We start from the raw sequence: 21,936 nt of genomic DNA on the forward strand, positions 1-21,936 counted from the left end.
CTAGACCGGGCTTTGCGGCTCGTCTTTCCTGTCAGCATCAACGACCCTCCTGCCGTGAGCGCCGCGCCATCCATGTTCGACCGTATCCGCACTTTCATCGACAGTCTCACCGGTGCCGAGCACCCGAATCCGATCGAGGCCGGCGATCCGCGCATCGCGATCGTCGCGCTCTGCATTCAGGTCATGGAGGCCGACGGCCATGCCGACGACGTCGAGCGCCGTAAGGTGCGTTCGATGATCAAGGAGCACTACACGCTCGACGACGCTGCGCTGAATGCGCTGATCGCTGCTGGCGAAGATGCCGAGAGCGAGGCGATCGACTTCTTCCGTTTCACCTCCGACATCAAGCGGCACTTCAGCGAGGAGCAGCGGATCGATCTCGTCGGGATGCTCTGGGAGATCGTCTACGTGGACGGCGAACGCAGCGAGATGGAAGATCACGTCATCTGGCGGATCGCAGACCTTCTCGGCGTATCCAGCCGAGACCGCATTATGAAGCGGCAGGAGGCTGCGGCGAAATCCGACGTCGTCGAGACGGCGGAGCGCTGAGACGCTTTTCCGCCTCTGTAACGTACGCGGCCCTCGGCCTCTATCGTTTCGTCTCGGGCGCATCGAGCGTGTCGATGCGGCGGAGCTGCGAGAAGCCGAGCGACCAGAGTACGGCCACAAGCAAGGTGCCGGCTCCGCCGATGACCACGGCGGGAACCGCGCCGATGGCGGAAGCCATCATTCCGGCCCGGAACTCACCAAGCTCGTTCGATGCGCCGACGAACACCATGTTCACCGCGTTCACACGTCCGCGCAGCTCGTCCGGCGTCCACAGCGTGATCAGGGTTTCCCGAACATAGACCGAGATCATGTCGGAAGCGCCCATGATGACGAGCGCGATGATGGAGATCCAGGGCGTCGCGGATAGGCCGAACACGACCGTACCGAGCCCGAACAGCGCCACGCCGACGAACATCAGCACGCCGGCGCGATGCCGGATCGGATGGGCCGCAAGCCACATGGCCATGCCGACCGCGCCGACCCCGGGCGCCGCGCGCAGGAGACCCAGGCCCCACGGGCCGAGCGCGAGAATATCGCGCGCGAAGACCGGCATGAGTGCAATGGCCCCGCCAAGCAGCACGGCGAAGAGGTCGAGGGAGATGGCGCCAAGGACGACCTTCTCCGCGCGGATGTAGCGAAAGCCGGCCGTGATGGCCTGCCAGCTTTGCGCCGTCTGGCTGCTCTTCTGGGCCGGCTTGGGGATGGCATAGACCATGATGACGCTGGCGGCGAAGAACAGGACGGCGACGCTGTAGGGAACGGCCGGTCCGAGCGCATAGATGAGGCCGCCGATGACAGGACCGACGATCATTGCCGTCTGCCAGGAGGTGGAGTTCCACGCGATGGCGTTGGCCAGATCGCGCTCGGGTACGAGATTGGGGGCTAGCGATTGGGAGGCCGGCGCGAGGAAGGCCCGCTCGATGCCGAACACGACCAGGATTGTATAGACCGGCCAGAGGGAGAAGGTGCCCGTCAGGGTAAGAGCGAGCAGGGCCGCCGCGCAGAGCGTGCTAACGCCCATGCAGACGCCCATGATCATGCGCCGGTTGTAGCGGTCGGCGACCGATCCTGTGACGAGAATGAGAACCAGCGACGGCAGGAACTGGAACAAGCCGATCAGGCCGAGGTCGAAGGGATTTCGCGTCAGGTCGTAGATCTGCCATCCGACGGAGACACTGACGATCTGGATGGCGAAGTAGGCGAGGAAGCGGGCGAAGAAGTAGCGGCGGTACCCGACATGCCGGAAGGCGGCGTAGCGGTCTCCGGTTTCGACGATGGACATGAATGGTCTTTCCCGGCCTCTGGTGCATCGGCCCGTTCATATGGACGCCGGCTGGTGCGGCACAGCGTCGTCTTAAACATGTTTCACACCGCGCAGACCGCAGGGTTGCCGCCTTGCCTGCCAGTGGCTACATGTCTTCCAACTATTGCATAATGCTCCGCTCCGGAATCGGTTCGAGGAGAAAATTATGCGACGCCATAAATGTTGGACCGACGGTTGCCCATCGCCGATGGCACACGGTGGTCCCGGAACCGGAGGCCCGGCATGCTCGCCGTCATCGCAACGCTGAACTTCATCATCAACATCGCCTGGTTTCTGATCATTGCCTCGGCGATCTTTTCCTGGCTGTACGCGTTTAACATCATCAATACCAACAACCAGGCCATCAGCATGATCGGCCGGTCGCTCTATCAGCTGACGGAGCCGCTCTACCGCCCGATCCGCCGCATTCTGCCGAATATGGGCGGCGTCGATCTGTCGCCCTTGGTGGTTCTGGTTATCCTGTTTTTCCTGCAGCAGTTCCTGAACACGACGATCGCTCCGGCCCTGCTCGCACCGACCTACTGATCCGATTTTTGTCGCTTTGAAAAACAAAGGCCCTTCGCGCGATCTCTCGTGCGAAGGGCCTTTTTGTTGATCCAAAGAGTGTTCACCCGAAGAGCGCAAGGCTGGCTTTCACGGTGACGAACACGCCCCAGGCCAGCGGCAAGCCGACACAGGCCCAGGCGAGCATCGCCTTCGCATCAAGCCCACCTCGGCCGATGCCGAAGGAACCGGACGGACCGGCATTGACGGCCGCCGTCTTTGCCTGGAGCGCTGCGACCTCCGCATCCTTCATGAACCACTTGTCGGCCAGCGGCCGCACGAAGGCGTTGGCAACAAGGCCGAGCGCCAGCATGCCGGCAAGGATGTACATGGTGGTGTTGTAGACCTGATCACGCGGCAGCCCGGCGGCAATCTGCGCTTCCCGGATGTAATTGACGACGACCGGCCCGATGATGCCGGCCGTTGCCCAGGCCGTCAGCAGGCGTCCGTGGATGGCGCCAACGAACTGGGTGCCGAAGATGTCGGCCAGATAGGCGGGGATCGTGGCAAACCCGCCGCCATACATCGACAGGACGATGCACAGCATCCCGACGAAGAGAAGCTTGCTCTGAATGCCCGCCGCCCAAGGTATCAGTGCATAGAGCACGATTCCGATGACGAAGAAGCAGAAGTAGGTGTTCTTGCGGCCGATCCGATCGGACAGCGAGGCCCAGAAGAAGCGCCCACCGATGTTGAACAGCGAAAGAAGGCCGGTGAAGCCGGCGGCGATGGCGGCCACGCCTGCCAGCTGCTCCTTCGACATATCGGTAAAGGCGACACCGGGCGCACCGATCAGCGAGCCGGCGAAGATCTCCTGCAGCATGGGCGAAGCCATGCCGATGACGCCGATGCCGGCGGACACGTTCAGGCAGAGCACGGCCCAGATCAGCCAGAACTGCTTCGTCTTGTGCGCATCGCGCAGGTGAACGTGACGGGTCGTGATCATCGTGCTTTTTGCAGCCGGCGGGACCCATCCCTCCGGACGCCAGCCCGCAGGCGGAATGCGGTAGCCAAAGGCGCCCGCCAGCATGAAGACAAGATAGCCGAGCGCCATGACGACGAAGGTCTGCCAGACGCCGACCGAGGTGTCCGAGCGAAAATGCGTCATCAGGATATTGGCAAGCGGCGCGCCGATCATGGCGCCGCCGCCAAAACCCATGATCGCCATGCCTGTCGCCATGCCGCGGCGGTCGGGAAACCATTTGATGAGGGTGGAAACAGGCGAGATATAGCCAAGGCCGAGCCCGATGCCGCCAATGACGCCGGCACCCAGCCACATCATCCAGAGTTGGTGCGTCGCAACACCAAGGGCGGCAATGAGGATACCGCCGCACCAGCAGAAGGCCGAAACGGTCGCTGCCTTGCGCGGACCGACCTTCTCGAGCCAGCCGCCCCACATTGCGGCAGACGAGCCGAGCAGCACGAAGAACAGCGTGTAGATCCAGCCGAGATCGCTGACCCTCCAGTCACAGGTCGTGGTAAAAAGCGCCGACCCCAGCGTCAGATCGGCGCACGCCGCCGGCGCCGTGATGCCGATCGCCTTTGACAGAGGCAACCAGAACACGCTGAAACCATAGGCCATGCCGATGCAGAGATGAATGGCGAGCGCCGCCGGAGGAACGAGCCAGCGGTTGAAACCGGGCTTGGCAATGATCCGCTCCCGGTCGAGCAGCCCCGCCGATCCGGGAATGCCAAAGTGTTCTGCCGTTGTCGACATCGTTGTCCTCCTCCTCTGAGCCCCTCCTCGGGCGGTTGGTCTTTGTTCTCAAGCGCGGGATCGATGACCTGCCGTCTCCTCACTGCAAGGACGATCGACGCCGCGTATGGTTTACCTTTCGGGCATGTTGGGTTCCGACAGCGATTCGCCCGCAGCCGTGCCCTTGCCGCCGGGTGCGCCACGGGCCGCATCCGCACCGGTGCCGATCGCATCCTCTTTCGCGTGTGGCCGCTTGATGAGCGGAGCAGTTGAAAGCACGAGCGGATCGAATCCAGCATGGCCGTTCTCGATCAGCGCAAGAAACGCGCCGCGCATCCGGGGCTCCCAGAACTTGTTGATATGGATCGCGACGCCCGCCGGCCCGTCCTCCTGCGGCTGCGAGCGGAAGAACGTGGCAATCTGGTTTGCCATGCGCACGAGCTTTGCGTCCGTGCCATGCGGAGGGCCGTCTTCTCCCGAATGAACGTCCGATACGGGATCAGGCGACATGGCTGGTCCTTTCGGTTGGCCGGACGGCTCGGGGTTGGTTGCCTTCGGCACAGATACGGTCCGCATGGGTAAAGACCTCGAAATCCTCGCCGCGAACCAGCGCTACGAGTGTCATGCCCGCCTTCTCTGCCGTCCGGATGGCAAGCGCCGTCGGCGCCGAGATGGCGATGATGAAAGGGCTTCCGAGAATGGCCGTCTTCTGAACCATCTCGACTGAGACCCGGCTCGTGACGACGACGGCGCCGGTAGCCCCCTTGTAGCCTTGGCGGGCGGCGGCGCCTGCCAGCTTGTCGAGCGCATTGTGCCGCCCGACATCCTCGCGCACGGCGACCAGGCCCTCATCGGGCGCGAAGAAACCGGCGCCGTGGACCGCCCGGGTCTCCGCATGCAGCGGTTGCCGAGTGTTCAGCAAGGCGACGGCCTGCGTGATGTCGTCAGGCGTCAGGCTGAGCCGGGCGGCGGCGACCGATGGCGTCTGGCGGACTGCCTGTTCCAAGGATTCGATGCCGCACAGACCGCAGCCGACGGGACCGGCCATGTGCCGGCGTCGGGTTACCAGCGCGTCGTGTGATTCATCGCGCAGGATAATCTGCAGATCATATCCTTCGGGGGTTTCAACGGTTTCGATGTTCTCGATCTCGGCAGGATCGGTGATGATTCCTTCCGTCAGGCTGAAGCCTGTGGCGAAATCGTCGAAATCCGCCGGCGTCGCCATCATGACGGCGTGTGTGGAACCGCCATAGCTGAAGGCGACGGGGGTCTCTTCGGGCACCTGCCGGCTCGCCGGACGAATGTGGCCCTTCCGGCGGGCAAGTTCGGCGACGGTGCGGGCGAGGGGAGGATTGGTGGATTGGGTCATGGACATGATCTATGTGCGGCGGTGTCCTTGTCCACCGCCCGACGGCATCCCGGCGCATCGTGTTGGTGCGCGGCATGTCTCATTCCGCAGCCTCCAGCTTGCCGATGATGCGGCGCGACTGACGAGCCTGGTCCTCGTATTCCGTCTGCCATTCCGACGGTCCGTTCGAGGGCGAAATCTGCACCGCCGTGACCTTGTATTCCGGACAGTTGGTGGCCCAGTCGGAAAAGTCTGTGGTGATGACGTTGGCCTGGGTCGTCGGGTGGTGGAAGGTGGTATAGACGACGCCGGTCGCGACACGGTCGGTGATCAGCGCCCGGAGCGTTGTATCACCCGAGCGGCTGGCCAGCCGCACCCAGTCGCCATCGCGGATGCCGCGCAGTTCGGCATCGTGCGGATGTATTTCCAGTCGGTCCTCCTCATGCCAGACGACATTCTCGGTGCGCCGCGTCTGCGCGCCGACATTGTACTGGCTGAGAATACGGCCGGTGGTCAGGAGAAGCGGGAAGCGCGGACCGGTCTTCTCGTCGGTCGCGACATACTCCGTGCGGATGAACTTGCCTTTGCCGCGCACAAAGCCATCGACATGCATGATCGGGGAGCCCTCGGGCGCCTTTTCGTTGCATGGCCACTGAACGGAGCCTTTCTCTTCGAGATAGGCGTAGGAGACCTTGGCGAAGCTCGGAGTTGTTGCTGCGATCTCGTCCATGATCTCAGACGGATGCGTGTAGCTCCAGGCAAGGCCCATGGCACGGGCGAGGTTCTGCGTCACTTCCCAATCGGCATAGCCGTTGCGCGGTGTCATGACCCGGCGCACGCGATTGATGCGGCGTTCGGCATTTGTGAATGTTCCGTCCTTTTCGAGGAAGGTGGAGCCAGGCAGGAAGACATGCGCGTAGTTCGCCGTTTCGTTGAGGAACAGGTCCTGCACGACGACGCATTCCATGGCGGCCAGACCTGCCGCAACATGCTTGGTGTCGGGATCGGACTGGAGAATGTCTTCGCCCTGGATGTAGAGGCCCTTGAAGGATCCGTCGACGGCTGCGTCCAGCATGTTGGGAATGCGCAGGCCCGGCTCGTCGGAGAGCGTGACGCCCCAAAGCTTTTCGAAGATATCGCGCGTTGCGTCGTCCGAGACGTGCCGGTAACCGGGGAGCTCATGGGGGAACGAACCCATGTCGCAGGAGCCCTGAACATTGTTCTGACCGCGCAAGGGGTTCACGCCGACGCCCGGGCGGCCGATATTTCCGGTCGCCATGGCCAGATTGGCAATCGCCATGACGGTGGTCGAGCCCTGGCTGTGCTCGGTCACCCCGAGGCCGTAATAGATCGAGCCGTTTCCGCCCGTGGCAAACAGACGGGCAGCGCCCCGCAGGTCATCGGCCGGAACCCCTGTCAGGGCTTCGGTTGCCTCCGGGCTGTGACGCTCTTCCGCAACGAAGCCAGCCCAGTCCTCGAACTCCGACCAGTCGCATCGGGTCCGAATGAATTCCTCGTCGCAGAGGCCTTCGGTAACGATCACGTGGGCCAGCGCCGTCGCGACGGCGACATTGGTGCCGGGGCGCAGCGGCAGGTGATAAGCGGCCTCGATATGGGGCGAGCGGACGAGATCGATCCGGCGAGGGTCGATGACGATCAGTCTGGCACCCTGCCGCAGCCGCTTCTTCAGCCGCGAACCGAAAACGGGATGACCATCGGTCGGGTTCGCGCCGATGATGATGACGACATCGGTCTCCTCAACCGAGTCGAAGTTCTGCGTGCCGGCCGATGTCCCGAAGGCTTGGCCGAGGCCGTAGCCCGTCGGCGAATGGCAGACGCGGGCGCAGGTGTCGACATTGTTGTTGCCGAAACCGGCGCGGATCAGCTTCTGGACAAGATAGGTTTCCTCGTTGGTGCAGCGCGACGAGGTGATGCCGCCGATCGACTCGCGCCCGTACTGGTACTGGATGCGTCGAAATTCTGCTGCCGTATGGGCAAGCGCTTCCTCCCAGCTGACCTCCCGCCAGGGGTCGGTCACCTTCTCGCGGATCATCGGGTTGAGGATGCGCTCCTTGTGGGTCGAGTAGCCATAGGCGAAGCGGCCCTTGACGCAGGAGTGGCCGCGATTGGCCTGACCATCCTTCCACGGCACCATGCGCACCAGTTCCTCGCCGCGCATTTCCGCCTTGAACGAGCAGCCGACGCCGCAATAGGCGCAGGTGGTAACGACCGAATGCTCCGGCTGGCCAATGGCGATGACGGACTTTTCCGTCAGCGTCGCGGTCGGGCAGGCCTGGACACAGGCGCCACAGGAAACGCATTCCGAAGACAGGAAATCTTCGTGCTGACCGGGCGACACGCGGCTGTCGAAGCCACGGCCCTCGATCGTGAGCGCGAACGTGCCCTGCACCTCCTCGCATGCCCGCACGCAGCGTGAACAGACAATGCATTTGGAGGGATCATAGGTGAAATAGGGGTTGGATTCGTCCTTCGGCATCCAGCGCGCATTCAGGCCTTCGCCCGCGCGCGTCTTTACATGATTGTCACCGTCATAGCCGTAGCGAACATCGCGCAGGCCCACTGCGCCGGCCATGTCCTGCAGCTCGCAGTCACCATTGGCGGCGCAGGTGAGACAGTCGAGCGGATGATCGGAAATGTAGAGTTCCATCACCCCCTTGCGGATATCCTTCAGTCGGGCGGTCTGTGTGTGAACGACAAGGCCGGGAGCGACGGGCGTCGTGCAGGACGCAGGCGTGCCGTTGCGGCCCTCGATTTCGATCAGACAGAGCCGGCAGGAGCCGAAGGCATCGACCATGTCGGTGGCGCAGAGTTTCGGCACCTGGATGCCTGCCTCCATCGACGCGCGCATGATGGATGTGCCCTCGGGCACCGTGATCTCGCGACCGTCGATGGTGAGGGTGACCTGCGTTTTCGCGCGGGAGGCCGGAGTGCCGAAATCGGTTTCAGGAACGAGCAGCATGGGGGTCTCCTGAACGATGAGGATCTTGTGTGGTCCTGGCGTGGGGTTGCTCCCGATCCGGCTGTCGACGCTGGCTCTCCGTTTCGACCGGAAGAGGGGATGTAAGGCGACAGTCTGCCGTCGGCGCAAAGAACGCGCGGACCACGTGCTCTCTCCCGACAACCAGATAGACGGGCACGGCGAAGGGCCGCCCGGGGTATGCAATCATCGTGGAAGCGTTCATCGTCATTCCGCAGCCTCCGCAACCGGTGCCGGGACGAAGTCATCCGGGAAATGGGTGACGGCGCTCATGACCGGATAAGGTGTGAACCCGCCCAGCGCGCAGAGGGAGCCGAACTTCATCGTGTTGCAGAGGTCCGAAAGCAGCGCGAGGTTCTTTTCCGGCTCGATGCCCTGACCGATGCGGTCGACGACCTCGACGCCGCGAGTCGAGCCGATACGGCATGGCGTACACTTGCCGCAGCTTTCCACGGCGCAGAACTCCATGGCGAAGCGGGCCTGTTTCAGCATGTCGGCGGTGTCGTCGAAGATGGTGATGCCGGCGTGACCGATGAGGCCACCGGCCGCGGCGAAGGCCTCATACTCGAACGGCGTATCGAACAGCGCGCGCGGGAAATAGGCGCCGAGCGGGCCGCCGACCTGCACCGCCTTGACGGGACGCCCCGTCGCAGTGCCGCCGGCAACGCGATCGACGATCTCGCCGAGGGTAAGCCCGAAACCGACCTCGTAGAGCCCCCCATGCCGGGCGTTGCCGGCGATCTGGATGGGAATCGTCCCGCGGGAACGGCCCATGCCGAAGTCGCGGTAGTGCTCCGGGCCCTTGTCGAGGATGACCGGCACCGAGGCCAGCGAGATGACGTTGTTGACGACGGTGGGTTGGCCAAACAGGCCCTTGTGCGCCGGCAGAGGTGGTTTGGCCCGCACCACGCCACGCTTGCCCTCGAGCGAATTGAGAAGCGCAGTTTCCTCTCCGCAGACATAGGCCCCGGCACCGGTCCGGATTTCGATATCGAAGCTGGGCCCCCGGCGGAGCACCGACGGGCCGAGAATGCCCGCCTGCCGGGCCAGATCGACAGCTTTCGTCATCGTATCGATGGCATGAGGATATTCCGAGCGGATATAAACGAACCCCTTGGTGGCGCGGGTTGCAAGACCTGCGATCGCCATGCCCTCGATGACGACGAAGGGGTCGCCTTCCATGATCATGCGGTCGGCAAATGTGCCGCTGTCGCCTTCATCGGCGTTGCAGACGATGTATTTGCGCGTGTCAGGACAATCGAGAACGGTCTTCCACTTGATCCCCGTCGGGAATCCTGCACCACCGCGGCCGCGCAGGCCGGAGCGCGTGACGGCCTCGACGACGGCCTCCGGCTGCAACGCCACGGCCTTGGCGAGACCCGACAGCCCACCATGCGCGCGATAATCGTCCAGCGACAAAGGGTCGATGATGCCGCAACGCGCAAAGGTCAGCCGAGTCTGGTCCTTGAGGAAGGGGATATCCTCTGTCGGGCCAAGGAAGAGCGGATGATCGATCCCCTCCTTCGCGTCGGGATGAAGAAAACCGGCGTCGAGCAGTGCACCGACATCGTTTGCGTTTACGGGGCCGAAGGCATAGCGGCCCTTCGCGGTTTCGACCTCCACAAGCGGTTCCAGCCAATGCAGGCCGCGCGATCCTGTTCGCACGATGGCAAGGTCGAGGCCGCGGGACGTCGCCTCCTGCGCCAGGCGGGTCGCGACGCGGTCGGCTCCGACGGCAAGGGCTGCGGCATCGCGGGGGATGAAGATCCGGATCATGCGACCACCTCGGCAAGGAGGCTGTCGAGGGCCGACGCGTCGAGGCGCCCATGCACGCCGCCGTCCAGCATAGCGGCGGGCGCGGTGGAACAGAGCCCCAGACAGAAGACGGGCTCCAAAGTGACCGCGCCGTCTGCCGATGTTTCGTGAAAATCGATGCCGAGATGGATCTTGACCTGCTCGGCAAGGCGGTCGGCCCCCATGGCTTGGCATGCCTCGGCCCGACAGAGCTTCAACACGTGCCGGCCGGCCGGTTGGTGGCGGTAGTCATGGTAAAAGGTCACCACGCCGTGCACTTCCGCGCGCGACAGGTTCAGGTCGGCGGCGATGATGGGGACGGCTTCCTCCGGGACGTAGCCGAACACTTCCTGCACGGCATGCAGGATCGGCAGAAGCGGCCCCTCCAGATGCTTCAAATCGGCAACGATCGCCGCCACGCTCGTTGCGAGATCGCTTTTCCCAGGGTGTCGATCCACCAGGCTCCTCCATGCAGGTCTGCGACGTACCGGCGTGTGCTCCGGTCTCCTCCAAGCGGCCCATGTCGTGATAACCGGAGCCTGACGTCAGGTATGAGGATTCCAGAGGTGCGCCCCGGCAGCAATAGCGGAGAATCGTGGAGCGATAGAAGATTTCTATCAAAGCCCGTGATGTTCGGCCAGCTTGCGGGCTTCATGCAGCAGTGCGGAAACGAGCGGCGTGTAGGGTTCACGATGGGTCGCGACCAGTCCGACGAGATGGCCGGCGTCCGGTTCCTCGATCGGAATGACATGGATGTCGTCGTGAAAGCCAAAGGATTTCGCGACGTTGTACGGCATGATGCTGGCCCACTGTCCGGTGCGGATATGGGAGAACAAGACGATCATCGAATTGGATTCCAGTGTCGGACGCGCCAGCACGCCCGCCGCACTGAAGTGCTGATTGATGATGCGGCGGTTCTGCATGTCGTTGGTCAATAGACAAAGTCGAATGGCGCTGACGTCCGCCCACGTCACGGTGGTCCGGTCTGCAAGAGGTGTTCCGGCGGCCGCCACGAGGTGGTAGCGCTCCATCAGGAGAGGCACGCTCGTGACCCTGCCCACCGGTTCATTGTCGAGATAGGTGAGGCCCGCATCTATCTCGAGGTTCTCCAGCAGGCCCAGCATTTTCGAGGACGTGGTCGAGAGTACCGAGAAGGTGACGTCGGGATGCTTCTCCTGGAAAGGCGCGGTCAGGCGGGGCACCATGGCAAGCGTGGTCGGGACGGCCGCGAGACGAATATGTCCGACGAGGCCCTTTTTTGCGGCCCGCATTTCCTGTCGCATCGTTCGGGCATCACCGACGATGCGACGCGCCCATTCCAGCACGCGCTGGCCTTCCGGTGTCAAACCCTGATAGCGGGCGCCGCGATTGACAAGCATGACGCCGAGTGTGTCTTCCAGCTGGCGGATGGCAGCAGACAGGGTCGGTTGCGTAATGCCGCATTGTTCGGCAGCGCGGCCAAAATGCCGTTCCTGTGCAAGGGCGATGAAAAATTCGAGCTTGTCGATCATGCAGGCGAGATCATGCGCTTTCCCGGCTCTCTCGGCAACAGAGGAGCCGACGCTTCAGCCGGCACACGCGGTTCCCCATAAGGGCGACCGGGAGCAGGCAATCAGGAACCGGTGCCGCCACGCAGTTCGTTCACGATGGTGCGCACGAGTATCCGCGCGTCGAGAAGGATGGAAAAGGTCTCGATGTACTCGACGTCGCTCAGGATCCGGCTCACGGCCGTGTCTGCATTCGTCGTGGAGCCTCGCAGGCCACGGCATTGGGCAAGCCCCGTCAGTCCGGGCCGAACCAGGTGGCGATCTTCATAACCACTCACGAGGTCCGCATAGGTCATCCCGCCAGCGATCATGTCGGGGACATGCGGCCTGGGGCCGACGAGGGACATATGCCCGACGACGATGTTCCAGAGCTGCGGGATTTCGTCGAGACTGGTCCGGCGCAGGAACCGACCCACCCGTGTCACGCGAGGATCGCCGTCGGTCGTCAATCGTATGCCGGCAGGGTCGCACTGCTCCACGTACATCGACCGAAATTTCAGGATTTCGAACGGCACTTCGTGTCGTCCCGTCCGCAACTGGCGGAAGAAGATGGGGCCTTTGCTCTCGAGCCTGATGAGCAGGGCAATCAGGAGAAGAATCGGTGCAAGTCCGATCAGTCCGGCAACCGCACCGCACATGTCGAACATCCGTTTCACCGCAAAACTGATCGGTTTGCAGGCCGGCGTGCAGCGCGGGAGCGTACGCCTGTTGTCATTTGCCAGCGTCGCTCTCGTCCACCCGTCTGCCCGCACCTGTGGCTGGGCGCCATGGAGATTGCCCGAGACGCCGAATGCCTGCAAACGACCGGTTGTCTGCAACAAGGAACGAGGGCTCATGAGCTGTTTCCTGGGGTCGGGCTTGTTAACATAGGAGAAGGGTGAGGCTCAATGCATGTATGCTTATGATCAATATGAAACATGTTTGATCCGTATTGATACATACGTGCGTTTATCTCGACGGATACTCTGCTTTATTGCCGTCCGAAATGGATTACTCTTAACGATCTAGTGAACATACGGATCCGTGGCAAGCTTTGCCGCGCGAGAGATGTGAGGATTGGTAAACGTTGAGCGCGCGGAGCTTTTCGCTCCGAAGCGGTTACGCCCGTGGAAAAGGTGGGGGCGTAAAGGCGCGTAAAGCGCTCCGCGGCATCCAGAGCGTGGGGTCGGCATCGCTGAGGGGCAACCAGGCGGAAGGATCGAAAAAGGCGTCGCTGATCTTGCGGCGCGGCTTTTCGCTCTTGCGGGCCAGAAAGTTGAAACGCGGCAGATCCACGCGTTCCCGCTTGAAGGCGATGTGACTTCCGAATTCGTCCCTGTCGAACTCCTGGAGCGCCGCGATCTGGCGGAGCATGTCGCCATCATCCTGCCAGCGCACTTGCTGGAGGAAGGCCTCGACGGCGCGACTGCCTGCCTGAATGACGGCAGCGCGGTCCGACTCCAGTTCGATGTTGAACTTGACGCGAAAGGTCAGCACGCGACCTTTCAGGTCACCCTTCAGGAGCACGAAGACGGACGATTGTTGCGGTGGCGGAGGCTCGTCCGGCGGCGCTTCCATCAGCGGCTCGTTGTCCGGGTCGACATCGTCGCCAGGCTGCGCCTTGGGGGGTGGCTTCGGGGCGGCGACTTCCGGCCGTTTTGCCGGTCCGGTACCGGTAGGCGCTCCGTTGCCGATCGGCAGGAAGGACGAGCACTCGGACCCCTGGCCATCGACGGCGCTCGCGGTCCAGGCAATGTCGGGAAAGCCATTCGCACGCAATGTCTCGCACAGGCGGCGGGGATTCATGCGGATCGATCGGACGAAGGTGGTCGGAATGCCGTCCAGATTGGCGCGGGCGTAGCGCGGAACCCGAATGGTCGGCGATGGCAGGCGGATGCCCTTGACGACACGGATCACGGGAAGATGACCCCCTTTCGCATCGCCGGCTGTCGGTTCTGCAAAAGGAAAGAGATGCTCGAGCTTCACCGGCGGATAGCCGAAACGGGCCAGGACGATATTGAGGTTGCGAAGGTCGTTGGCGCCCAGCGCCGTGCCGAGGATGGCCGTGAAGATGACGAGAACCGCAAAGGCAAAGAATACGCGTCCCGAACGGCCTCCCTTTCCTTGCGTCATGCCGCCTCATCGTCTCCGTCTGTCGTCGCTCGCCTGATCAAGCCCTATGAGCTTGTCTTTGCCCGGAGTCCAGTACGGCAAAGATGCGCGAAGGCGGATGCCGTCCAAGCTTTCGCCCTGTCGTTACGAACACCATGATCAGCGAGCATGCCGATCCCGATAGGCAACAATGCCCACATGCACAATCATGAGCGGCCAAGCCACACAGTACAGCAGACCGACGACACGCATCATGTCCCACCCCTTCGTCAACGACATCTCGCCCTCGCGAAACGTCGTCTCAAGGAAGAACAGCGCGACAAGCGCGTAAAGTGTCAGCAGGATCGTTTCTGTCATGACTGTTTCCGCAGGTTACATTAGCAGAATCTGGTATTCTTGCCAAGAATCAAAGATGTGCCATAGCGGCGCAATGTGTCCTGATTTCGCAACCGGCGTGCGATTCCTGGGAAACATCCTGCCTATCAAGCCTATCCGGGCTTGTGCGGGTCTGGATGTCGAGGATGCGGACCCGATCAAAGACCTTCATCGGGAATGTTGAGAATGTGGCCGCAGGCCTTGCAATGCACGGCGTTCGCATCATGTCGGTTCAGTCCGCATTGCGGGCAGGAGAACCGCACCTTGTTCGGGCGGACGATGGCCTGCGCGAGGCGCACAAAGAGCGAGATGCCGAAGATCATCGTGACGATGGATGTCAGCTTGCCCAGCGTGCCTGGCAGGGTGATGTCGCCAAAGCCCGTGGTGGTGATGGTCGCGACCGTGAAATAGAGCGCATCGACAAAGCCTTCGATACCGGCCTCCGTTGCGAAGAAGGCGGTGTACACGAAACCTGTGACGAGGAAGAGAAACGTCACGAAGTTGATGCAGGCGCCGATCACCTCCTGATATTCGCGGCAACCGGCCCGATGAACCAGAATACCGAAGACGCGGCTCTGGCTGAAGGACCAGATACGGAGCGCCCGAAGAAAGGCGAAGTTCGAGAATGTCTCGGGGAACAGCAGCGTCGCAAGGATGATGATATCGACCAGCGTCATCGGTCGGACAAGAAACCGCCAGGGATTGTTGGCGATTAGCGCCCGGGCTGTAAGTTCGAAGGCGATCAACGCGGCGATCGCATAGTCGATGACGAGATAGGTGCCGTGCCGCGTCAGATAGGGACCGGCAAGAAAAAACAGGATGACGGCAAGATCGATGATGCCGATCGTTGCCTGAAACCCGACGGCTTGGCTGTCCGTGCCGTAGTAAAGACGTCGCAACGTTCCGCGAGGGCCGGCCTCCGACCCGCCTTCGTGCGCCGTGTCGTCGGCGCGCTCCGTTTTCGAAAGGTTCACGATCGGGTCCTGACCCTTCGTCTCCCCGATCTCGCGGACGCCGCCGTCTTTGTCATCTATCATACTGTCTGCCTGAATTCGGTCGAAACATAGCCTTGCCCGGCGCCTCTTCAAGAGATTGCGCGCATGTCCGCCCTCGTATTGCCGGAATTGCTGATGAAAGCGACAGGCGACCTCGACGTCGTCATGGGCTTGCTCCGTTTCGCAATTCATCCGACGTTACAGGAAGTTCACTGTCAAGCAGCGCAGCCCGGCTGTATAGAGCATTGCGCTATAGGGCTTTCCGGTTCTCGAAAGACGCATGTGGTTCCATGACCCTTCCCGATACAACGCCTTCGCCTACTGCTTCTGCCGGTTCAGCATCTATCGCGGGCGACGGGTCTGACGAGCCTCGCGGCATCCTCGCGCGGTTCGGAGGCATCAGCCGGTTTGCCGCCGGCGGCGCCATTCTTCTGATCGCGGCCATCGTCGTCATTGCCATCGTGCACCTGACGTCGGAGGTCCGCTACGAGGACGTCATGGCGGCGCTCGATTCGACCAGCTGGTCGGCGATCGCCCTTGCGCTTGTGTTCACCGGGCTCAGTTTTTTTGCCCTGACCTTTTACGATGTCAGCGCGCTTTCCTACGTCAAACGCCGGCTGCCCTACAACGATGTCGCCTTGACCGCCTTTGCGGCCTATGCCGTCGGCAATACGGCGGGCTTTGGACCGTTGAGTGGTGGAGCGATCCGCTATCGCGCCTATTCCAGGCTTGGCCTGAAGCCGGAAGAGATCGGCGGCGTCATCGCCTTCGTGACGCTCGCCTTCGGGCTCGGGCTTGCAGCGGTGGGATCGCTGAGCATTCTCGCCATCGCGCCCGAAATCGCGCCGCTCACCTGGCTGCCGGCATCTGGCCTGCGGGTCGTCGCCATCCTTGCCCTGACGGGCATCGTCGCGCTGATGGTCGCGGGCCGCGATGGTCAGCCCATGGTGTTCGGCCGTATCTCCGTGCGTCTGCCGGACTCGCGGACGGCCTCCCGGCAGTTCCTCGTCACGGTTCTCGATCTCGCAGCATCGGCCTCGGTGCTTTACGTCCTGCTGCCGGAAGGCACGATTGGCTGGCCCGCTTTCCTTGCCATCTATTCCGTGGCGGTCGGGCTTGGTGTGCTCAGCCACGTGCCGGCAGGTCTCGGCGTGTTCGAAACCGTGATTGTTGCTGCGCTCGGCCAGACGGCGAGCGTCGATACCGTTCTGGGTGCGCTGGCGCTCTACCGGCTGATCTACCACGTCGTGCCGCTGATCCTTGCCGTCCTGTTCGTCGTCATCGCCGAAGTGCGCACGCTCGCGCGGAAGCCGGTCGGATCGAGCTTGCGGCGGGTTGCAGGCAGGCTTACCCCCCTGCTTCTATCGGCCCTCTCCCTCGTTCTTGCGGCCATGCTCGTGTTTTCCAGCGTGACCCCAACGCCCGACGAAAACCTTGCCTTCCTCGCCGACTACGTGCCGCTGCCGGTCATCGAGGGCGCGCATTTCCTCGCCAGCGTCTTGGGGCTTGCCCTGCTGATCGCTGCACGCGGACTGGCGCGCCGGCTGGATGGCGCCTGGTGGGCCGCGCTCGGACTTTCGCTCGCTGCGCTTCTGCTTTCGCTGGTCAAGGCCGTGGCCCTGTTCGAAGCCGGGCTTCTCGGTTTCTTCATCATCAGCCTTCTCATCAGTCGTCGCGCCTTTACACGACCGGCGACAATGACCAGCACCGCTCTGACGGTTCCCTGGCTGACGGCGATGGGCGCGCTCTGCCTGTTTGCCGTTGCGCTGCTCCTGTTCGTCTATCGCGACGTCGAATATTCCAACCGGCTCTGGTGGGAATTCGAACTTTCGGCCGAAGCACCGCGCGGCTTGCGTGCCGTGCTCGGCCTTGTGCTTTTCTCCGGTGCTTTCGCGTTCTGGAGCCTGATGCGACCGGCGCGGGGCGCCATCGAAACGCCGTCTCCCGACGATCTCGACAAGGCCATGGCGATCATCGCGCATCAAGGGGTCTCGGACGCCAATCTCGTGCTGATGGGTGACAAGAGCCTGATGTTTTCCCAGGACGGCAGGGCTTTCATCATGTACGGCCGGCAGGCGCGCTCCTGGATCGCCTTGTTCGATCCGGTGGGTCCACGGGATGTCTGGCCCGATCTCATCTGGCAATTCGTCGAAAGCGCCCGCGCCGTCGGGTGTCGTCCGGTCTTCTACCAGGTGTCGCCGGCCGGGCTCTCCTATTATGCCGATGCGGGCCTGCGGGCGTTTCGCCTCGGGGAAATCGCGACGATGGACCTGACCAGCTTTTCCTTGAAGGGCGGCAAGTGGGCGACATTGCGCCAGACCGTCAGCCGAGGCCAGCGCGACGGGCTCTCATTCGAGCTCGTCGAGGCGGCCGATGTGCCGAATATACTGGATGATCTCCAGGCCGTATCGGATAGCTGGCTTGCCCATCATGACGCCAAGGAAAAGGGGTTCTCGCTGGGTGCCTTTTCGCGGGACTATCTCTGCCGCCAGCCCGTGGCCGTCCTCAAGGTGGGTGGCAAGATCGTCGCATTCGCGAATATCCTGATCACCGATACGCGGGAAGAGGGTTCGGTAGACCTGATGCGCTTCTCCCCGGAGGCTCCAAAGGGCTCGATGGACTTCCTGTTCGTCTCCGTCATGGAGCATCTGCGAGACCGCGGCTTCCAGCGCTTCAATCTCGGCATGGCGCCGCTCGCCGGTCTCTCGGAAAGACGATCCTCTCCGGTCTGGGACAAAGTGGGACGGACAGTGTTCGAGCACGGCGAGCGCTTCTACAACTTCAAGGGCCTGAAGGCCTTCAAAACGAAATTCCATCCTCGGTGGGAGCCTCGTTACATGGCAGCGGGCGGGGGGATCGGTCCGATCCTGTCGCTGATGGACGCCACGTTCCTGATCGGCGGTGGCGTGAAAGGGCTTGTGAAGAAATGAAACCGTTGAAGACCTTAGCCCTTCTGGGCCTGCTGGCGATGTCGCCTTGCACTGTTCATGCCGAGAACGCCTCCGGTTTCGATACCGGCATGATCCCTGCGCCGCATATCCTGAAGCCCTCGGGCGAAGTGAAGGCTGCCGTGGTCCTGCTGTCGGACGCAGGCGGGTGGGGCGCAAAGGAAGACGGCGTTGCCTCGCGGATGACGGGCGAGGGCGCCCTGGTTATCGGGATCGACCTGCCATCCTACCTCGCCGCCCTTGCCAAGGATGATGGTGATTGCGTCTATATGGTTTCCGACATCGAGGCGCTCAGCCAGCAGATCCAGCGCTCCCTCGACAACTCGGACTATGATCTTCCGATCGTCGCAGGTGTTGGCGCAGGTGGTGCGCTGGCGCTGGCCATCGCCGCGCAAACGCCCCCGGCCACGATCGGCCACACGCTGGCCGCTGATCCGGACGCGGGCATCGCCCTGATGCGCGAACTGTGTACGCCAGCCGACAAGCGCACCGTCGGTGACCGGATGATCTACGGCCTGACGGACGGACCGCTGCCCGATCCGGTCACCGTTCTGCTCGGCGCGTCTGCCCCGGCGGACGGACGGACGCATGTCGAAGCGCTGAAGGCCGTGCATGACGATATCGATGTTCAGGACAGCGACGGCGACATCTGGCAGGATTTCTCCGACACGCTGTCCGACCTTGTCGAAAACAGTGGCGGCGACGATAACCCGCTGGGCCTGCCCTTGACCGTGCTCGATGCCAAACCGACGCGTGACACGATGGCCATTGTGATCTCCGGCGACGGCGGCTGGCGTGACATCGACAAGGAAGTCGGCGACGTTCTGCAGCAACAGGGCATGCCCGTCGTTGGCCTGGATTCGCTGCGGTACTTCTGGACGGAACGCCAACCGCAGGAGGTAGCGAGCGATATTTCCCGGATCATCGGGCTCTATGGCAAGCGCTGGAACGTGAAACGGGTCCTGCTGATCGGCTATTCCTTCGGTGCCGACGTGCTGCCGCGGACCTACAATCTTCTGCCGGCAGCCGACCGTGCCCGTGTCTCGCAGATCTCGCTTCTCGCCGTATCGAATCAGGTGGACTACAAGATTTCCGTGCTCGGCTGGCTGGGCGCCGGTGCGTCCGATGGTCATGGCGATCCCGCAGATGACCTGAAGTCCATCGATCCCGCGCTCGTGCAATGCGTCTATGGCACCGACGAGGAAGACGATGTTTGCCCCACGCTGAAGGACACGGGCGTCGAGATCATTCCGATCGAGGGAGGCCATCATTTCGACGAGGACTATCCCGCTCTGGTGAAGCGGATTCTCGATGGATATGACCGACGCCTGGGGAAACCGGCCACGCCCGCGCCCTGATTCCCTTGCGATTGGCCTATCCTGGTCGATTGAGCGTTGCTTCGAAGGCTTCCCAGCTCTCGTCCATGGCGAAAGCAGAAGACAGGAAGGGGATGGCGATGTGGCCGTAGGCGATGGAGAGCTGGCGTCCCGCCGTCTCCGCGTCTTCGCCGGCAACCTGACTTGCGTAGATGACGCTCGCCAGTCCTGTGCGATCCGCTCCGGACTTGCAGTGGATGAGAATGGGCTTCGGGGAATCCCGGAGGATCGCGATCAGCGCGTAGTTTTCTTCCAGCGTGAGAGCCTTGAAGGCCGACATGCGGAAATCGATGTGCACCATGCCCTCGCGCGCGGCCGCTTCGACCTCGTCGCGATACCAGGCGGACGAGCCTTCTCCCCGCAGATTGATGACGGTGCGGATCCCGTAGCGGGATTTGTATTCCGAGAGATCGGCGCCGGACGGCTGTGCCGATCGATAGAGCTGCCCCGGAATGACTTCATGAAAGTTATCGGTGAGGAGAATGCGGCCGAAATGGGCGGCGGTGACCAGCGTGAGGGGGAGAAAGGCCGTGAGCAGCAGCGCTGCCAGCGATGGTTTCTTGCATCCCCACATGCACCAGGATCTCCGGATCGCGGCAGCGCGAGGATGTTCCCACGCTGCCGGTCGGTTTTCTCACAGTCATGTAACAGAATGATGTAAATTAGGCGTCCAAAGGCTGTCAGGCCGCCATTTCTTCGACGTCGCGCTCTTTAAACATGCGCGCGAGGTTGAGGAAGCAGATCATGCCGTTTTCGTTGGCAATGATGCCTTCCGCATAGGCCTTGTCGAAGGAGGTCGTGACTTCCGGAACCGGCTGGACCTGGCTACCCTGGACAGTAAGGATGTCGGAGACGCGATCAACGACAAGGCCGACGACCATGGAGTGCACTTCAGCCACGACGATGGCGCTGCGCTCGTTGGCGACGGTGGATTTCATGCCGAGCTTGTGCGCCAGGTCGATGATCGGAATGACCGTGCCACGCAGGTTCATCACACCGATGACCTCTGGCGGAGAATGTGGAATCGGCGTCGACGGAGCCCAGCCGCGGATTTCCCGGATCGTCGTGGTCTTGACGCAGAATTCCTGATCGTGAAGCCGGAACGCGATGATTTCCAGCGTTTCGCCGCCAAAACCGGCCATTGTCAATGCATTGCTCATGTCTGTTGTCCCCGGATTCAAAACCACAACGGATTTTCAGACGGCAGGATATCTCATCAATGGTTAAAAGAGCTTTTCGTCCGCGCGCAGTCCCGTTCAGCCGCTGCGGGTCGGGCGATCCAGGATGCGGCGGCCGAACAGGCTGGCGGCGAGCTCGACCATGACGCGGGCGCTTTTGCCCCTGTCGTCCAGGAAAGGATTGAGTTCCACGAGGTCGAGCGAGGAGACGCGGCCGCTGTCACAGAGCAGTTCCATGACAAGATGGGCTTCCCGAAAGGTGGCGCCGCCGGGAACGGTGGTGCCGACACCGGGTGCGATGTCCGGCTCGAGGAAATCGACGTCGAGGCTGACATGCAGCAGCCCGTCCTCGCGCTCCACGGCCCCGAGAATCTCCTTGACGATGGCGGCGACGCCCATCTCGTCGAGGGCGCGCATATCATAGACATTGACGCCGTGTCGGTTGATTTCCTGCCGTTCCGTCTCGTCGACGGACCGGATGCCGACCTGATAGACCCGCTTCGGATCGACGAGAGCACGCTTGGACGGCAGGATGTCCGCAAATTCGGCCTGGCCGCAGAAAAAGGCGACAGGCATGCCGTGCATGTTGCCCGACGGCGATGTTTCCGGCGTGTTGAAGTCGGCATGGGCATCCAGCCACAGAACGAAGAGCGGACGCCTGACTTTCGCGGCATAGCGCGCCATGCCTGAGACGCTGCCCATGGACAGCGCATGGTCGCCCCCGAGAATGACCGGGACGGCGCCCTTCGATGCAATGGTGTAGGTCGCCTCTTCCAAGGCTCTGACATAGCCCGCGACGATGGAGAGATGCTTGGCGCCCGGATGCCGCCCGAGGCCCTCGACCGGTTCGGGGCGCAGATCGCCGTGGTCCGTGACGTCGAAACCGAGATCGGCCGTGACGTGATCGATGCCAGCAATCCGAAGCGCGGTCGGCCCCATGCTGCAGCCCCGACGCCCGGAGCCTTCTTCCAGGGGCACCCCAATCAAGCCGATCGATACCATACGCATTTTTCCTCAGCGAAACGTCTCGCAGCAGACTTTGCACCGGTAGCGCTACCGCAGAAAGAGACAAGATTGGTAAAATTGCGTGCCTCTTCTTGCAATTTGCAAGCGCCCCATTGTCAGATTGCTCATCATGGATGCGTTGGGAGCGGACATGGAGGCCGCAGCGCCT

General features: G+C 62.5%; 19 protein-coding genes. 4 read left to right on the forward strand and 15 right to left on the reverse strand.

Going from position 1 to position 21,936, the window contains the following annotated elements:
• Positions 1 to 72: 72 nt before the first annotated feature.
• Complete coding sequence (locus ASG25_RS19320) at positions 73 to 549, forward strand: TerB family tellurite resistance protein (protein ID WP_062478169.1); 477 nt, start codon at positions 73 to 75, stop codon at positions 547 to 549.
• Between the two features lie 40 nt (positions 550 to 589).
• On the opposite strand, the gene ASG25_RS19325 is transcribed toward ASG25_RS19320, so the two are convergent.
• Positions 590 to 1,831: an MFS transporter gene (locus tag ASG25_RS19325; protein ID WP_062477926.1), complete on the reverse strand. Its 1,242-nt coding sequence runs from the start codon at positions 1,829 to 1,831 to the stop codon at positions 590 to 592.
• Between the two features lie 264 nt (positions 1,832 to 2,095).
• On the opposite strand from ASG25_RS19325, the gene ASG25_RS19330 reads away from it, so the two are divergent.
• Positions 2,096 to 2,398: a YggT family protein gene (locus tag ASG25_RS19330; protein ID WP_062477929.1), complete on the forward strand. Its 303-nt coding sequence runs from the start codon at positions 2,096 to 2,098 to the stop codon at positions 2,396 to 2,398.
• 82 nt (positions 2,399 to 2,480) lie between these two features.
• On the opposite strand, the gene ASG25_RS19335 is transcribed toward ASG25_RS19330, so the two are convergent.
• The 11 genes from ASG25_RS19335 to ASG25_RS19385 all read right to left on the reverse strand — a co-directional run bounded on the left by ASG25_RS19335 (position 2,481) and on the right by ASG25_RS19385 (position 15,302).
• Complete coding sequence (locus tag ASG25_RS19335) at positions 2,481 to 4,133, reverse strand: OFA family MFS transporter (protein ID WP_062477932.1); 1,653 nt, start codon at positions 4,131 to 4,133, stop codon at positions 2,481 to 2,483.
• 111 nt (positions 4,134 to 4,244) lie between these two features.
• Positions 4,245 to 4,622 (reverse strand): formate dehydrogenase subunit delta, encoded by a 378-nt coding sequence (locus tag ASG25_RS19340; protein WP_062477934.1) that lies wholly within the window; start codon positions 4,620 to 4,622, stop codon positions 4,245 to 4,247.
• A complete protein-coding gene (gene fdhD, locus ASG25_RS19345) occupies positions 4,612 to 5,481 on the reverse strand; it encodes a formate dehydrogenase accessory sulfurtransferase FdhD (protein ID WP_062478172.1) in 870 nt (289 codons plus the stop codon). The genes ASG25_RS19340 and fdhD overlap by 11 nt, the downstream gene beginning before the upstream one ends.
• 79 nt (positions 5,482 to 5,560) lie before the next feature.
• Positions 5,561 to 8,440 carry a formate dehydrogenase subunit alpha gene (fdhF, locus tag ASG25_RS19350; protein ID WP_062477949.1) on the reverse strand — a complete coding sequence of 960 codons (2,880 nt, stop codon included), beginning with the start codon at positions 8,438 to 8,440 and terminating at the stop codon, positions 5,561 to 5,563.
• A 225-nt stretch (positions 8,441 to 8,665) separates the two neighbouring features.
• Entirely contained in the window at positions 8,666 to 10,234 is a 1,569-nt protein-coding gene (locus ASG25_RS19355) for an NADH-quinone oxidoreductase subunit NuoF (protein WP_062477952.1), read from the reverse strand.
• Positions 10,231 to 10,710, reverse strand: coding sequence for a formate dehydrogenase subunit gamma (locus ASG25_RS19360; protein ID WP_062477955.1), 480 nt, complete (start codon positions 10,708 to 10,710; stop codon positions 10,231 to 10,233). The genes ASG25_RS19355 and ASG25_RS19360 overlap by 4 nt, the downstream gene beginning before the upstream one ends.
• A gap of 159 nt (positions 10,711 to 10,869) precedes the next feature.
• Positions 10,870 to 11,763, reverse strand: a complete 894-nt coding sequence (locus tag ASG25_RS19365; RefSeq protein ID WP_062477958.1) for a LysR family transcriptional regulator — start codon at positions 11,761 to 11,763, stop codon at positions 10,870 to 10,872.
• Positions 11,764 to 11,864: 101 nt separating this feature from the next.
• A complete protein-coding gene (locus ASG25_RS19370; RefSeq protein WP_082480374.1) occupies positions 11,865 to 12,635 on the reverse strand; it encodes a sugar transferase in 771 nt (256 codons plus the stop codon).
• Positions 12,636 to 12,897: 262 nt separating this feature from the next.
• Positions 12,898 to 13,911, reverse strand: a complete 1,014-nt coding sequence (locus ASG25_RS19375) for a DUF6030 family protein (RefSeq protein WP_062477961.1) — start codon at positions 13,909 to 13,911, stop codon at positions 12,898 to 12,900.
• Positions 13,912 to 14,049: 138 nt separating this feature from the next.
• Positions 14,050 to 14,247 (reverse strand): hypothetical protein, encoded by a 198-nt coding sequence (locus ASG25_RS19380; RefSeq protein ID WP_062477964.1) that lies wholly within the window; start codon positions 14,245 to 14,247, stop codon positions 14,050 to 14,052.
• Between the two features lie 176 nt (positions 14,248 to 14,423).
• On the reverse strand, positions 14,424 to 15,302 hold the full coding sequence (locus ASG25_RS19385) for a potassium channel family protein (protein WP_082480376.1): 879 nt from the start codon (positions 15,300 to 15,302) through the stop codon (positions 14,424 to 14,426).
• 248 nt (positions 15,303 to 15,550) lie between these two features.
• Here ASG25_RS19385 and mprF point away from each other — a divergent pair, with 248 nt between their 5' ends.
• The gene (gene mprF, locus ASG25_RS19390) at positions 15,551 to 18,190 is read left to right on the forward strand and encodes a bifunctional lysylphosphatidylglycerol flippase/synthetase MprF (protein ID WP_082480378.1); all 2,640 of its coding nucleotides are present in this window, start codon (positions 15,551 to 15,553) and stop codon (positions 18,188 to 18,190) included.
• 38 nt (positions 18,191 to 18,228) lie between these two features.
• A complete protein-coding gene (locus ASG25_RS19395) occupies positions 18,229 to 19,566 on the forward strand; it encodes an AcvB/VirJ family lysyl-phosphatidylglycerol hydrolase (protein ID WP_244475125.1) in 1,338 nt (445 codons plus the stop codon).
• 16 nt (positions 19,567 to 19,582) lie between these two features.
• Here ASG25_RS19395 and ASG25_RS19400 read toward each other — a convergent pair whose 3' ends face one another.
• The 3 genes from ASG25_RS19400 to rocF form a co-directional block, all read right to left on the reverse strand.
• The gene (locus ASG25_RS19400) at positions 19,583 to 20,158 is read right to left on the reverse strand and encodes a dual specificity protein phosphatase family protein (protein WP_062477973.1); all 576 of its coding nucleotides are present in this window, start codon (positions 20,156 to 20,158) and stop codon (positions 19,583 to 19,585) included.
• Between the two features lie 106 nt (positions 20,159 to 20,264).
• Positions 20,265 to 20,744 carry a chemotaxis protein CheW gene (locus ASG25_RS19405; RefSeq protein WP_062477976.1) on the reverse strand — a complete coding sequence of 160 codons (480 nt, stop codon included), beginning with the start codon at positions 20,742 to 20,744 and terminating at the stop codon, positions 20,265 to 20,267.
• A 96-nt stretch (positions 20,745 to 20,840) separates the two neighbouring features.
• A complete protein-coding gene (gene rocF / locus ASG25_RS19410; protein ID WP_062477979.1) occupies positions 20,841 to 21,764 on the reverse strand; it encodes an arginase in 924 nt (307 codons plus the stop codon).
• Positions 21,765 to 21,936: the final 172 nt, after the last annotated feature.

This window comes from Rhizobium sp. Leaf384 (assembly GCF_001424065.1).
In the GTDB taxonomy this organism is placed as follows: domain Bacteria; phylum Pseudomonadota; class Alphaproteobacteria; order Rhizobiales; family Rhizobiaceae; genus Ferranicluibacter.